The following is a 14733-nucleotide window of genomic DNA, read 5'->3' as shown; positions in this document are numbered from 1 at the left end:
GTCTGTCTGCAGACAGATAGACTGTTACGACGATCTCCTGTGTGCTTTCGATACTGGCTTCCAGTCAGTTCCTCCCATGATGACTCAATTTTGTGAATCGGCGTGAGGGGGTCAAGCGGAATTTGGAGATTGCGAGCAACGCGAGAAGCTCTGAATGTGCAGTGACTTTCGGGTGAGTGTGCTGCGAAGTGCGCTGAAAGTGCTCCGAAATGATTTGAAAAGTTACGAGACAGAGGGAACCGGTGATGAATGTTCCGGTGAAAAACTGGAAAAATCGACGGCGATTCAGGTGATTCTGAGTCACTTGTGAGTCAGGTTTCGGTGCACGCATCGTCCGCCTCGCGCGCGAAGCACAATTGCACCACTTTATGATTCGGGAAGTGCAAATCAAGGGGAGTCTGTTCAGTTTTGGAGACAGAAGTTCGCTGGAAATCGGGAGGTGTTTTTGTTCGAAGTTGGGACCGGGTTATATCACATCGGGGCGATCCGCCTGGAGCCCACATCGGTTGTTAAGACGACATGGCTGTTAAAGCTCGCTAATATTAACTCATGTTTGACAGCCTGATGTGCCGGGTCGTCCCAGAGGTTGTGGTGTTCCCAGGGGTCGGTTTGTAAATCGTAAAGCTCACCTAAAGCCTTATCGTGATACAGAGATAATTTATAGCGGTCGTCACGATACATGGTTGCAAAACTGCCCTCCCCGCCCGTGAAAAACGGATCGAGTGCGTCAAAATATTCACAGCGAACACTCTCGCGAATGTGTGCCCCCGTCTGTTCGCCCGTGAGTACCGGGAGCAGGCTCTGCCCCTGATGATAGTCTGGGATGGGAACCCCGGTTAGATCGAGTAAGGTGGCAGAAAGATCGAGTAATTCCACAAGCCCGGTGGCACGCTGGTTGGCTACGAAATGTCCCGGCCAGGAGAAAATCAATGGGACCCGGATCAAGCCTTCATAAAAACGACATCCCTTCTGAACCAGCCCGTGATCTCCCAACGTCTCACCATGGTCTGAAGTAAAGATGATGACCGTATTGTCTCGCTGTCCTGTTGATTCCAATACGCTCAGGATCCGCGCAAACTGATCGTCAATCTGAGCGATCATGGCGTAATACAGTGCCTGAACTTTTTTCAGCTCACTGATTTCCGTAGACATCGTGACTGGCTGAAAATCAACGCGGGAAAGGAGTTCCTGGGTCGCCTTGTCAGACTGCTCAAAATGGGGGCCGGGCATCGCGGTCGGGTCGAACAGCTTTGCATATTTTTCAGGAGGCGTAAACGGAGGGTGTGGGTCATAGACATTGATATTCAGCAACCAGGGTTGTTGATGATCCTGTTCGATAAATTCGATCGCCCGATCAGAGGCCCACTTTGTCTGATGATATTCGGGGTCCACATTCTCTTTGCTGTTCCGCATGTCATCCAGGCTTTTACCCTGAGCGCGCACCCAGTCGGCATAATCGTGTGTGCCTGCAGGCCAGTCATCGCGCGGTGCATGGCTGTGCTGCCAGACTGTGAACCCGTCATCCAGCCGAGGCTCGGCGCGAAGGCCGGCACTCACTAAATGAAATTTTCCAATCAACCCGCACAGGTAACCACTCTCGGCGATGAGCTTGCTGATCAATGGTGGCCAGTCAGGAAAGGTATCGTTGCCATTTCTGGTATTGTGTAAGCGCGAGGGATACAAGCCGCTCATAAAACTGGCCCGGCTGGGCGTACAGATGGGACTTTGACAATATGCGTGGGTAAAGGCGACCCCCTCTGCCACGAGTGAATCAACCACGGGCGTTTTCACATACGCGTTCCCCAGTGCACCAATCGTGTCAAACCGTTGCTGGTCGGTGCAATACCATAAAATATTAGGGCGAGTCATGAAACAGCCTTCGTATTAAGAGACTTCGTGGTTGAAAATACTATGGTACTTCTGCGTGAGGTCTGTTTTGCAGTGCTGGGATGGACCAGTTACGGTAGTACAACAGAAAAGACTGATGAGAATACAATTTCTGTCCCCAGACCAGTCAACAAAGCGAGTTCGATGAGAACTGGCAAATAGCTCGGTTTCCATTTTGCCATAGTTCCTCCCGTGACTGCAATCATCAATGCCGTCGCTAACCAGTAATTGAGCCAGCCCTGCTCTAACACCAGTACATAACAGCAAAGCAGTACAAAACAACAAACGGCCAGCCAGATGCGCGGCTTGCTGTTTGAGGGACTATTTACTGACGGTGTTGGGCTGAGAAAGATTCTTTGTGTAACGATCATACTCAGTAATAAGAGTGTTGCGATAATGATGTAGAAAGGAAAATCAGGCAGTTGAACTGTTGAGCCGGAAACCAGTTCGCTGAATTTTTTCTCACTCTGGCTGATATGCTCATCTAGTTTCTCGCCCCGATAAAACACGGGGTCAATCGACAACGCCTGCAAACTGTTCTGCACCGAATCAGATTGCATCGTCTGTTCCAGTACATCTGCCAGCAGATCAATCCGCTCCTGTGGAGTCCCTTCAGGTGCCCACCAGTAAAACGAGTTACCCACTACGGCATCGATCTGTTGTTCGCGCGCCGTCGCAACGTCCGGCAGAGCGGATTGCCTCTTGTCAGACAAGACTGCCAAGGCGCGAATCTGCCCGTCTCCCTGATAGGACAGAAATTCTGCCAGCGAAAATATGGTGGCATCGATATGGTCTCCAATGAGCATGGTGTATCGCTTTTGCCCATCTCCCGATTGCACGTAATTAAAATATTCGTCCCCCGATGCCTGCTCTATTTTTTTGGCAGCGAAATGGGCAAGGGCCCCGAAATTGGTTCCGAATTGAACTTCACCCGGATGTTTCTCTGCATACTGCAACAGCTCAGCCAGATCTTTGTATGGGGCATTTTCCTGCACGGCAACCACCAGATTGATCTCTCCCGTCTGCGCAATCGGCTCGAAAGCCTCCGGTCCAAAGTTCACTTTTCCGGAGTATTTCGAGGTAATAATCCCTTCATGATTACAGAGGATTTTATACCCATCGGCCCGCGCCTGTTTGACATAGCGGCTCCCTATCGTTCCACTGCCCCCCGGCTGATTGATGATGACGAATGGTTCTTTCAGCAGCTGGTCCTCGGTGATTGCCTTTTGCATGATTCTGGCGAACAAGTCCGTTCCGCCTCCTGCAGAAAACGGCACGACAGCCTGAATGGGACGTTGCGGAAATTGTGTCAGCCCCTGTTGATTCGTAAAGAAGCCGGAATACAGAAAAACGATCATGCCGATAATCGCCAGTACCGCAGTCGTATGCCAGACAGGTAAACCAAATCGACTCCAGACTGAGTAAGAAGCATACTCCCCATTCTCATTCCCTGTTTCTGACGCAGGAATGCTGCTCGCCTCTTCAACGGTATTCTCTTTTAAGGTTTCCTGTTTGCTCACCCGTTTTTTGCGGAACTGACGCACGAGCGGTACAAACAGCAATAAGGCAGAGATCACCACAAAGAGTAAAGAAATGGGGCGGGTGACGATCGGTAACCAGTTCCCCTGTGATGACATCAGCCCGGCGGACAGATTTTCTTCCGCAATCGGGCCTAAGACGAAACCAATGACAAAGGGGGCCAACGGAATTCGGTTTCGCTCTAATACCAGTCCCAGCAGCCCGAAACCGAGCATCACCCAGACATCGAACATGCGGTTCGACAGTGCAAATGCTCCGGCAATACAAAAGGTAAGAATAATGGGCAATAAATAAGGGCGTGGGAACCGCACCAGTTTTGCCAGGAAACCGACGGAGGCAATCATCACCGCAAACATGACCACGTTCGCCAGAAAATAGGTTCCCATGATGGTATGCACGAGTTCGGGATGATCGCTGAATAACCGCGGCCCCGGTTGCAATCCATGTAGTACTAATGCGCCGAGCAAAATAGCATCGATCACACTGCCGGGGATGCCCATCGCCACGAGTGGAATCAAAGCGCCACCGACAGTCGCATTATTGGCGGCTTCGGAAGCAATAATTCCCTCAGCAGAACCGGAACCGAATTGTTCCGGAGTCTTAGAACTGTTTCTGGCGGCGGAATAAGCGGCGATCGAGCCGATGTTGGCACCAATGCCGGGAAGAATGCCAATAAAGGTCCCTATCAGAGAAGACCGCAATAGATTCGCCCATTGATTTTTCCAATCTGCGAATGTCAGCCACAGCCCCCTGTGTGTTACTGAGACGCGCGGAACGTTTTGATCAATATTCGCAATGTCTCGGAGCACCTGATTGATCGCAAACAATCCAATTAAAACGGGCAACAACTTGAAACCAGCATTGAGCGGAGTGAACCCGAAAGTGAGTCGTACTTCGCCTGTGGCTGCGGAAATCCCCGGCATGGCTGCCAATATTCCCAATGTTCCCGAAAAGAGTGAGCGCGTCAGCGATGCGCCATCAATAGTCGCGATCAACACCAGAGCCATCATTACCAGCGAGAAATATTCGAAGGGCCCCAGCTGTGTTGACCAGCGGGCAATCGGTGCAGACAAGGAGATTAAAAACAGACAGGAAATCAAACCACCCACCAGGGAGGCATAAATCCCCAGTCCCAGCGCACGGCCGGGCTGCCCCTGTTGCGTCATGGGGTAACCATCCAGGGTGGTCATCACAGAGGCAGGTGTGCCGGGCATTCGCAGGAGTGTGCCGGTAATCAATCCACCACTGATGGATCCCACATACATACTCACTAACAAAGTCATGGCCAGTTGAGGATCGAGCGTAAACGTCAAAGGCAACGTGAGTGCGATCAACATGGCACCGGTTAACCCGGGAATCGCCCCCACGAAAATACCAAGCGATGTTCCTACTACAATCAGCGTCAGGCTGAGAGGTGAAGATAATTGTACAATTGTGTTTTGAATCGCATCCATATTTTGTACTGGTGCAGAAGTCTGCTTGACCCCTTATTCAAGGGAGACAGTTAGCGTTTGAATAAGTAAATACTTACATTCACCGACAAAACTCAAGACTACGAAGGAGGACTAAGATGAGTTAGTGTTCCCTCTATTTCACCTGACGTTCCATCATTATTTTTCTGCTTTTCAACCCAGATGGTCCCATAGCATTTTCCTGACTCATCATATCTTAAAACCGTTAATGAATATCGTGACGTATCAAACCCTTTTCGTAAAGACTTCAACATCAACTGATGCTGGGCGGCGTGTGATACCTGGAGCTTTATAAGATTCGAACTTCTACATTGACTTGTCTGTAACCCACAGCTTTCGAACTTTTCACAGACAGGTTCACAGTGCTGTTTGTCTTATATTTCTGACAAGATCGTGCAAGTTCTGTCTACCCTCGTACAGTGATCTGCTGATGGTCTCTTTCCTGAGTTACCTTGATTCACAAATCCCAGGTTGGTTTTGGCACTATGCCGAGGCATCTATGGTGCACCTTCTTACAATCTCTTTTTGCAGATCCATTCGCCCCTGGCCGACTTCAGTCAGATGACCTGGCATTGATAACTCACGTTGACCAGGCCCTTACGATCACGGCAGTAGCCACCAGTGCAGGATTCCGGGCAGGCGATGTCATTCGTTGCTGGATTGGATGGCACAGCAGCAGTATTGTTGACTCGAGCTTTCCAGATAGTGAGTTGAGAGGTGCCCCATGGAAAATAACCTTTACCGAGATGGTCATATTCTTTATCCTGCAGCCCTCTCCTCTCCTACTCTATTAACCATCTCTCTGTCTTCTTTAAATCTCACCCCACTATCCGTTTTCGCTCTTTCCAGCCAAACATTGTGGTGGAAGATCTATCCATCAAACATTATATCTCGACCGCCTCAAGCTCCCTTTCCAGGGCGGTCAAATGGTCTAATTCAACAGGTTTACTAATGAGACAACTTAGTCTTGTATTGCTGACTGCTGTATTCTTTTGTCTTTGCAACGAATCACATGCTCAAACGTGGGAACCGCTGACTCGGCAAACGAAGGGAAATGCTCAGCATTCATCCGGTACGGCACAGCAGGCCAGGAAAGAAAAACCTCTGGTTGAGGTTGATGATATTTTTAGCAGTCCTCGGACCAATCAAGGTATCTCATCACCGATCAGGAACAAGTGGGATAATCGAATCAAACCCGCGCGTTCAAGTGCAAAAACACAAGCTCCATTCGGAGGCCCTCCGACTCTGAAGAGCGATGTTCCCAAGGCGCATTTTAATACAACCGATCATGCTCCCAAATCAATCCTGCAAATGAGTCACACCCAGTCAGCCAAAGATAACAAGGCTGATGGATCCCAGCAGGGCGAGAAAGTGACAGAAGAAGTTCCGGCACAGCAGAAATCCATCCTGCAGGATGAGTTGACTGTAAACAAGATCAACGAGATCATCAAAAATCTTGAAAGTTCGGAATCTGTAGACAGCCAGAAAAAGACTGAATATCTCGCCTACTTAAATCAGGCAATCAAATGGCTTGAAAATGCCAAAGAGTATCAGGCTAAGACAGTTCAGTTTGAAGCCGAGATCAAGCAGGCTCCGGAATTGCTCAAGCAGTTAAAAGAAAAGCTTGAGACAGAGGTTGAAGTCACCAAAATTGAGCTTAAGGCAGATGCCACACTCGCTCAACTTGAACAGCAGTTAGGACAAGCCAAAGACGCTTTAAAAGCGGCTCAGGCCAAACTGGTTCAGGCAGAAAAAGATTTGAACTCGAAGGACCGAACGAATCGCAAAACAGAACTGGCTAAATTAAAAGAAGGCACTAAAAGTCAGCTGGAGAAAATAAAAACCGAATTAACTCCTGCCAGCAGCGAGTCATCTTCTGAACAGCAAGCGTATGTGATTGGCATTGAGAATAAGGCCCGCCAGGCGGCGTTAAAGCAACAGCTTTTGATGATTGATGCCGAGATCAATCGATCAGATGCCTTAGTCGAGTTGTTTCCTGTAAAACGTGATCTCGCCAAACGCGAGGTTTCTCAAGCAGAAAAACTGGTTGAGAAGCATCAGGTTATTGTGAACGACTTCCGTTCTTCTGAATCAAAAAGACAGGCAGCAGAAGCGAGAACAGCAGCCAGCAATGCCCATCCGGCAGTTCGGGAATATGCAGAGAAAAATGTTCTGCTGGCTGAAAGCCGAACGAAACTGACTAAGAGTATTGAACTCGTCTCAGGTCCTGCAGGCTATCTTTTGAGCGTTCAGGAAAAGTTGACGAAACTAAAAGAGGACTTCAAGTCAGTCAAACAGAAGATCGAAGTGTATGGGATGACCCCAACCATTGGTTTGCTGCTCAGAAACCGTCGAGACCATTTACCCGCCATTGAAATTCATAAACAGAGAATTGTTTTCAGTGAACAGGAAATGCAAGCTGCACAAGTCGCACTTCTTGAATTAGAAAATGATCGATCACAATTAGGTGATTATGAAAAGACCATTGAGCAGACACTGGTTGACCTTGATGTTGACTCAGACCAGGTACACCCTCAGCAACTTGAAAAAATTGTAAGGGAACTGATTAAAGATCGCCGTCAATATCTGGACAGCCTGATTCTGGACTATCATACCTACCACGACAATCTCAGTAATCTCGAATTAGTGTCGCGCGAGTTGATTGAAGAAACAACTTCGTATCGAAGTTATATTGACGAACAGATCTTATGGATTCCCAGTGCAAATCAACTTGGAAAAGCAGAGTTTACCAAGAGCTATGATGCATTAGCATCTTTTTTAAAGCCTCAAAGCTGGTATGACGTCTATAAAAGCACGACTCGCAATGCGCAAGATTATCCTGTTGCCAGTTTATTTCTGATACTGACCTGCATCCTGTTAATTGTAAGTCGGAAACGTCTGCAAGGATGGCTGGAAGAGTCAGGGCAGCGCGTTCAGGATGAAAACCATCTCTCGTTTATCCCTACGTTCCGGGCATTTATCATTACGGTCTGCCTGGCCGCCGTGGGGCCGTTGATGTTCTGGTGCGTAGGCTGGTGGATGTCACTCAATCAAAACGCAACGGACCTGGTGCTTGGTCTGGCGGATGCATTCACATCGGTTGCCATATTTTATTTTGTGATCGAATTATTTCGAATGATTTGTCGCGAAGGTGGTCTGGCAGACAAACATTTTGGTTGGCCTCAAGCCAGTCTGGCTCCATTATCCCGAAACTTAAATCGCTTCAGCTTCTTAGCACTCCCGACATTATTCATCGTCAGTATGCTGACCCGTCATCATAGTGGAGAGTGGCAGAATTCATTGGGACGTCTTTCCTTTTTAGCCGGCCTGGGAATTCTTGGGTTTTACCTGCACATTTCGTTGAGACCAGGCAAGGGAGCTATTCCTCAGGCATTTGCAAGCTCAGGCAATTTATGGGGACATCGCTTTCGGTTTGTAACTTATCTATTTGGGGTTGGCTTCACTATCACATTAGCTTCACTGCTTTATATGGGATACGTTTACACCGCGAACCAGCTCTTGCAGCGAATGTGGCTGGTTGTCTGTTTCCTGCTGGCACTGTTGTTGATTCAGGAACTCTTGACGAGACTCTTGCTGGTTGTCTGGAATCGAATGCGACAGCAGAAACTTCTCAGACTCAGAATTAAAAAGTCAAAATTAAAATCAGATATGCCTGATAATGTAGCCGTTGATGATTCAGCACATGAACTGGAGAATGTTGGCAAACAATTGAGTCAACTGGTGAGAGGGGCAGCGTTTCTGACGTTTCTCTGTTGTAACTGGTTTGTCTGGTCTGATGTCTTACCCGCATTGCAGATATTCGATCGCGTTGAGCTCTGGAATATTACTGAAATGTCAAATCAGCAGATGCAGACTGCGGATGGCAAAACCATTACTGAGCAGGTCCCGCAGATTGTCCCCATTACTTTGGCCGATTTATTTTTGAGCATCATTGCCATTCTCGGTACATATGTTGCGACAAAAACACTCCCGGGCTTATTGGAAATATCTATCCTGGGGCGATTGCCTATCGATACTGCGATGCGGCATGTCATCATCATGGTAAGTCGCTACATCGTAAGTTTGGCAGGGTTTATTCTGGCCTGTCATTTAGTCGGGATCAAATGGTCCAGTGTGCAATGGCTGGCTGCTGCGATGACAGTCGGACTTGGCTTTGGTTTACAGGAGATCTTCGCGAATCTGGTTTCAGGTTTAATCATTCTCTTTGAGCAACCGATTCGGATTGGAGATACAGTGACCGTTAACGGAGTCACCGGCACAGTGACGCGAATGCAAATCCGGGCCACAACCGTTACCGATTATGATCGTAAAGAATCAATTATCCCCAATAAACGATTCATTACTGAAGACGTAGTCAACTGGACTCTCTCTGATCCGATTACGCGTTTTGTGATTCCTGTTGGCATCTCATACGACTGTGACCCATCGACTGCGAGGGAGCTGTTGTTGAAAGTCGCGAGCAACCATCCACTCGTTTTGAATGAACCTCGCACGTCTGCACTTTTCAAGGGATTCGGTGACAGCACACTTGATCTGGAATTGCGTGTTTTCATTGGAAAGCGAGACGACTATTCAATCGTCTTGCACGATTTGAATGTTGCTATCAAACAGGTATTTCAGGAGGCTGGTATCGAAATTGCATTTCCCCAACAGGATTTGCACATTCGCTCATTTACAGATTCCGTTTCTTTTGAAGCAGCCGAACAAAGTTCACAGCATAAGAAAAATACTGCATCAGACATGACAGCACATAGAGAAGACGGCCTGGCAGATGCGGCATAATGTTGACCTTCCACCGCGAATGTCGACAGTCGCATGACTCAATGAGTATGCGGTTCGGGGTTCCGCTATGGTCAATCCCAGAGAAACGAGGTTACTCTCTCGGCTTTCGTGTGCTCTGCAGCCCTATCAAGTAATTCCGAAGGAAGTGATAACCAGCAAAAGCGTAGCAACATCCGCAACGAAGGGCTCCGTATGACTGAATAAGATGACTGTCACAAGCCATGACCCGCCTCTAGAACCTTGGAAATCAGCTGCATACTCAACTCTATGAATAGATTGCTTCTGATTTAACCCACAGCTGAAGTGGCGGAAAGATTTTTAGCAAAGCGACTTATTGCCCTGATCTCTGAATGCCCTTAATCGTGTGGTTTAGAGTTTTTGACTAAGAGAGCAGCTGCCTGAGTCAGTTTTCTGGTCCGTTCGTCAGAATCGAATGTCTCGAACAAACTTCCTATTGAATCACATATCTGACTGGTTGCTGGAGGAGTTCCCTGGTGGCGTTTCTGTCCTGCAGGCGGTGGGCCAGCATCAGGATGGCCAGTTCCGCGGGCAGGCATTCGGAGAATTTGAGCCCTTCTAAAGCTTCTTCTTCAACAGCCGGGTACATGTCGTCAGCGTTTTGCCGGACGACTGCGGAGACCGCCGTCTTGATATCCTCGAACGCGAGGGAGGACTGAAAGGTCAGCATGAAACTGTCGCACCGGACTTCGCTTCGTGTCAGACGGGAAAGCTGGCCGGCCAGTGCGGCATTGACCAGCGATCCAGCATAGGTCCACCATTCAACTTCCTGACCTCCCGTCTGAAGTACGACTGTAGATTTCGGCTGCAGCCAGGTATTCTCCTCTCGAAGTTCCGTGAGTGTCTGCGTGGCTCTCTGAGACCAATAGTCCCGGTTCTCTGTCGTCGCTAGAATTTGCAGCATTGCCTGCGTCATACGATACGCCAGGCCCTGACCAGCTCCTGACCAGCGTGTGCGTCCTTTGGAATCGGTTGGTTCTACCCAGGCTTTCTGCCTCTGCCAGTCGATATGATTAATCTGCCAGGCACGGCCTCCCAGCAAAAGAATTCGTGGGCCGTCCTGTTTACTGAGAAATGTCATTTCATCGACATACCCCAGTTCCTGGCGTCCATAAAGGATGGCAAAGAGCGGGGGCGAGAGAAATACCGAAAACAGCTCCATGAAATGTCTGCGTCCATAGGTGTTCTCTCCCGCTTGTCCCATGCCCAGGATGCCCGCTTCTTCCCAGAGGATCTCCCGTTCGAGCATCGATTTCACCAGCTGTTCGACCTGCTCAGCTGGAATGCTCTGAAAACCCGAAACGCCTTTGAGCCAGTCAAACCAGTCGGTGCGCCCGATCCCGCTTTCCTGCAGGATAAGTGCCATCAACTGCTGGGCCAGAATATGATAGGGCAGAGGGGGAGGTTGAACCGGTTCGACATAGCCGGCTGCCCAGAGCTCAATCAGAGCGGCTGCCTGAATGAGCGTTTCTTCTTTGGTAGCCAGGAACAGGCAGTTCCGCAGTGTTCCCGCGCGGCGGCCGGTGCGCCCCATCCGCTGCAGGAAACTGGAAACGGTGGGCGGCGAGTCGATTTGAATCACTCGATCCAGATTGCCGACATCGATCCCCAGTTCGAGCACACTGGTAGCAACGATGACACAATCATCACGCGAAGCAAACGCCTCTTCAGCCTGCTTTCGCTGTTCCTGGCTGAGGGAACTATGCGTCACAAACGTGGTGATTTCCAGTCGCCCCAGTTCTGAAGCCAGCTGTTCTGCTCGCGCCCGACTGTCGACGAAGACCAGCCGTTTCTCACCCCGATGGAGCCGGGAAATGACGACTGCCGCATTCGAGAGTGAGCCCACGTAATCCAGTTGGACGTCGGCTGCATCCGCGACGGAGGCCGGCGGGAGAAAAACATCACGGGGCCGCTGACAGGAGCCGGCGAGCCAGTCCACGAGCGTTTCTGGATTTCCCACGGTAGCGGAAAGCCCCAGACGTTGCAGCTCCCGCCCCGCGATACGCGAGATCCGTTCGAGTACGGAGAGCAGATGCCAGCCCCGATCGTCGCCGGCGAAAGCGTGGATTTCATCAATGATGACCACCTGCAGATTGCCAAACAGGCGTTGCGCATCGACGTTGGGAGAGTCCAGCATTACTTCCAGCGATTCAGGTGTGGTCAACAGGCAGTCCGGCGGTTCGCGCAGAATCTTTTTCCGTTCTCCCGGTTTCACATCTCCGTGCCAGAGTGCGGAGCGTCGTCCCAGCAGCCGACAGTACCCCTGCAGGCGGATGTCCAGATTATTGAGCAGCGCTTTGATGGGACAGATATAAAGCACACTCAGGCCGTTCCATTCCTCAGTGAGCATCCGGGACACGACGGGGAAAAAAGCTGCTTCCGTTTTGCCGCCCGCGGTCGGTGCCAGCACAATCAGGTGTTTCCCCGCCAGAATTTCCGGAATGACCGCATCCTGAAACGGGCGCAACTCTCGCCAGCCCAGACTGTTGACGATGTGATGCTGCAGCGCAGGATGGAGAAGGTCAAAACTGCTCAAGCGGAAAGTCCTTCACTTTATTTCTTCGAGAAAGTGATTCGGAACCAGAAACGAGGTTTCGTCCTGACTGTTATCGACTTTGATGACGCGACTGTTGCAGGGACCGGTATTGAGAACTTTAACTGTATATGCCTGGTCTTTGTCGTCTTTGTCGTCTTTGTATTGGTACTTCCAGTTCACTTGAGGGGAATGGGGAACCACCATTCCTTCCTCGACCTCGACAGGAGTTAAGCACTCATTTGCAACCAGGAATGACTTCTCGCGTTTGCCAGGTTGATACACTCGACTCCGCCGAGCCCCCGAGAAACAGACGACAACAGTTTGGTCTTTCCGCTTGTCTTCTGAAATCTTATAGAATTTACCACTGTCAGGTAGCGAGGTAGAAGGTGGATCCTGCTGACGTGAATTATAATTTAAACAAAGCCCATAGAATTTATTTATTTCGTCTTTAAATTGAGTCAACTCATTTATCAGGTCTTCCCAGGCAATACACTTCAAAGACTCATCTTGCACCATTTTTTCGAGGAGTGGCTCGAACCATTCAGTTTGCCAATTCATAAACGTCACTTGCGCATCTACAGAGAACTGAGATATACGATTTCCAACGGCTTCTCGTATCGAATCAGCATCTATGGCAGCGTCGAACATTCCCTTGTTGATCTGAGCCTGAGGAGCAATAACAAAGAATCCTATAGATTTCAGTTTATGAGGTGGTTGCTTGGCTGTTTCTAGTGTATGTGCCATACAGGCGATCGTGCGTGCTGCTTGATTATAATCTGGCGCATTTTTAGTTCCCCGCGAAAGTCCTGAAAACATCTTTGCTTCGTAAACACAAAAATGTTTGGCATTGGAATCTAATTCGATGGCGCTCTTTGTTTCGTCATCTGTGGTGATGTCGCCGACAACGCCGTCGGCGTGGGTGTTTTTCTCGTATGAGGTTCCCTTTTTCCTGCCGAAAGGAGATCGCAGTTGCCCTTCTGCGAACCATTTAAATTTTTCTGGGAAATAGTCTGGCAAATAGCCCTCTTCTGCGGCCTGTAGAATCAGACGCAGCATCCAGCCTTCGTTGTAGATCAGGGTCTCCGGTTGATTCTCGCTTGAACCCAGCTGATTCAGAGATTCCAGCATCTCTTTCAGCGTCTGCTTCGGCATATCACACCTCTAGAGTTCGAGTTCGATGTCATCCACATCAGTGGCGCCGGCGGCCTGGCGTTCGACGGGGGTTAATTCAGTATCGGACATCGTCAGCCGATAATGTTCATGCGGATCGAAATCGTCGAACTGATCGATGCGATCGAGGATATCGGCAACCAGCTTTTTCAGAAAGATTCGAGGTGCGACGCCGACTTTCCCCCCCAGTTTCCCCGCCACTGCCTGGGCCAGTTCCTGGATATAGCTGTCATCACACAATTTTGAAATCCGCTCCGGTGCCTGGGCATGCTGCTGGAAGAGATCTCGGACTCTGCATCCGACCAGACAGAGGCGTTCCAGGCTGAAGGCCGGGAGCCGAATCTGGGGAGCGCGGGGATTATCAAACCGGGCGTCAGTCTGAAAGTCGACGTGCAGTCGCTGAGCCAGCGGTTCCAGACGCTGGATGCCCTGCGGTCCCTCATAAAACGCGGGAGTGCCGGTGACCAGAAGATACAGTCCGGGGAAGCGACCGGAGTCAACTTCGTCGATCAGCTGGCGGAGTGCATTGAGGCTTTTATCCCGCACATCGCTGCGAACGCGTTGAATGGTTTCGACTTCATCCAGGATCAGCAGCAGCCCCGGATGGCCCGAGTCCCGCAGGACCGTCAGCACTCCCTGCAGAAAACTGAGAGCACCAAAGTGGTCGATGTCCCCCTTCACCCCGCAGTAGCGTTTTGCGGAAGCAGAGACATTCGGTTGCCCGGCCAGCCAGGCCAGAATCCCATCTGCGACAGCCCGTTCCCCCGCAGCCTGTGCCCGACGGTAGCCTCGCAAGGCGGTACTGAAGGTTGGCGTGATGTCGGTTACCCGTGCCAGTCGCTGTTCCAGGAGTTCGCTGCTGCGCTCAAGCAGTGCCTGCTGATCTGATTCATCGATCTGACCTTCTGAAAGGACATCCTCTTCCAGCGCATAGAACCAGCCGTCGACGACATTTCGCCAGGCTCCCTGTGGCGTGTCGGCAGTCGAAAGTCGTTCCATCAGTCGGCGGTAGACGGTTTCCAGTCGATGCAGGGGCGTTTCAGTTTCCGAGACCTGCACTTCCGCTGTCGCAAACCCCTGCTTGCGTGCCTGGTCGGCGAGCCAGCGGGAGAAAAATGTTTTTCCGCAGCCGTACTCTCCGCGAACTGCCTTGAACACACCTCCGGTTGAAGCGACTTTCTGCAGTTCTTCTGTGAGGGCAGGTTCGAACCGCTCCAGGCCGACGGCAAATGCATCGAGACTGTTTTGCGGAACGGTGCCGCGGCGGAGTGCATCAATAATTTCTTCGCGTCGTCGGGGACTGATCAT

General features: G+C 50.2%; 7 protein-coding genes. 2 read left to right on the top strand and 5 right to left on the bottom strand.

Features of this window, described 5'->3' with window-relative positions; all coding sequences use genetic code 11:
* The first annotated feature begins 154 nt into the window (after positions 1-154).
* A complete protein-coding gene (locus tag FYZ48_RS29145) occupies positions 155-310 on the top strand; it encodes a hypothetical protein (RefSeq protein WP_187781841.1) in 156 nt (51 codons plus the stop codon).
* A gap of 161 nt (positions 311-471) precedes the next feature.
* On the opposite strand, the gene FYZ48_RS02460 is transcribed toward FYZ48_RS29145, so the two are convergent.
* Both FYZ48_RS02460 and FYZ48_RS02455 read right to left on the bottom strand, forming a co-directional pair.
* The gene (locus FYZ48_RS02460; protein WP_149337188.1) at positions 472-1869 is read right to left on the bottom strand and encodes a sulfatase family protein; all 1398 of its coding nucleotides are present in this window, start codon (positions 1867-1869) and stop codon (positions 472-474) included.
* 89 nt (positions 1870-1958) lie between these two features.
* Positions 1959-4880: a tripartite tricarboxylate transporter substrate-binding protein gene (locus tag FYZ48_RS02455; RefSeq protein ID WP_149337186.1), complete on the bottom strand. Its 2922-nt coding sequence runs from the start codon at positions 4878-4880 to the stop codon at positions 1959-1961.
* Between the two features lie 969 nt (positions 4881-5849).
* Between FYZ48_RS02455 and FYZ48_RS02450 the strand changes: the two genes are divergently transcribed.
* Complete coding sequence (locus FYZ48_RS02450; RefSeq protein WP_149337184.1) at positions 5850-9701, top strand: mechanosensitive ion channel domain-containing protein; 3852 nt, start codon at positions 5850-5852, stop codon at positions 9699-9701.
* A 451-nt stretch (positions 9702-10152) separates the two neighbouring features.
* Here the strand turns inward: FYZ48_RS02450 and FYZ48_RS02445 are convergent, their stop codons facing one another.
* From FYZ48_RS02445 to brxD, 3 genes are read right to left on the bottom strand one after another with little or no spacing between them, the layout of a single operon-like run.
* On the bottom strand, positions 10153-12255 hold the full coding sequence (locus tag FYZ48_RS02445) for a DEAD/DEAH box helicase (RefSeq protein WP_149337182.1): 2103 nt from the start codon (positions 12253-12255) through the stop codon (positions 10153-10155).
* A gap of 12 nt (positions 12256-12267) precedes the next feature.
* A complete protein-coding gene (locus FYZ48_RS02440; RefSeq protein ID WP_149337180.1) occupies positions 12268-13407 on the bottom strand; it encodes a hypothetical protein in 1140 nt (379 codons plus the stop codon).
* A 9-nt stretch (positions 13408-13416) separates the two neighbouring features.
* Positions 13417-14733, bottom strand: coding sequence for a BREX system ATP-binding protein BrxD (gene brxD / locus FYZ48_RS02435; RefSeq protein ID WP_149337178.1), 1317 nt, complete (start codon positions 14731-14733; stop codon positions 13417-13419).

Source organism: Gimesia chilikensis, from assembly GCF_008329715.1.
GTDB classification, from domain to species: domain Bacteria; phylum Planctomycetota; class Planctomycetia; order Planctomycetales; family Planctomycetaceae; genus Gimesia; species Gimesia chilikensis.
The sequence above is the reverse complement of the archived record's forward strand: the minus strand, read 5'-3'. Positions and strand labels throughout refer to the sequence as shown.

Excerpts from the sequence above, each read along its gene's own strand:
- FYZ48_RS02450 (WP_149337184.1), top strand. The coding sequence starts at position 5,850 with ATGAGACAACTTAGTCTTGTATTGCTGACTGCTGTATTCTTTTGTCTT.
- brxD (WP_149337178.1), bottom strand. The coding sequence starts at position 14,733 with ATGATCAGTCCCCGACGACGCGAAGAAATTATTGATGCACTCCGCCGC.
- FYZ48_RS02440 (WP_149337180.1), bottom strand. The coding sequence starts at position 13,407 with ATGCCGAAGCAGACGCTGAAAGAGATGCTGGAATCTCTGAATCAGCTG.
- FYZ48_RS02455 (WP_149337186.1), bottom strand. The coding sequence starts at position 4,880 with ATGGATGCGATTCAAAACACAATTGTACAATTATCTTCACCTCTCAGC.
- FYZ48_RS02460 (WP_149337188.1), bottom strand. The coding sequence starts at position 1,869 with ATGACTCGCCCTAATATTTTATGGTATTGCACCGACCAGCAACGGTTT.
- FYZ48_RS29145 (WP_187781841.1), top strand. The coding sequence starts at position 155 with ATGTGCAGTGACTTTCGGGTGAGTGTGCTGCGAAGTGCGCTGAAAGTG.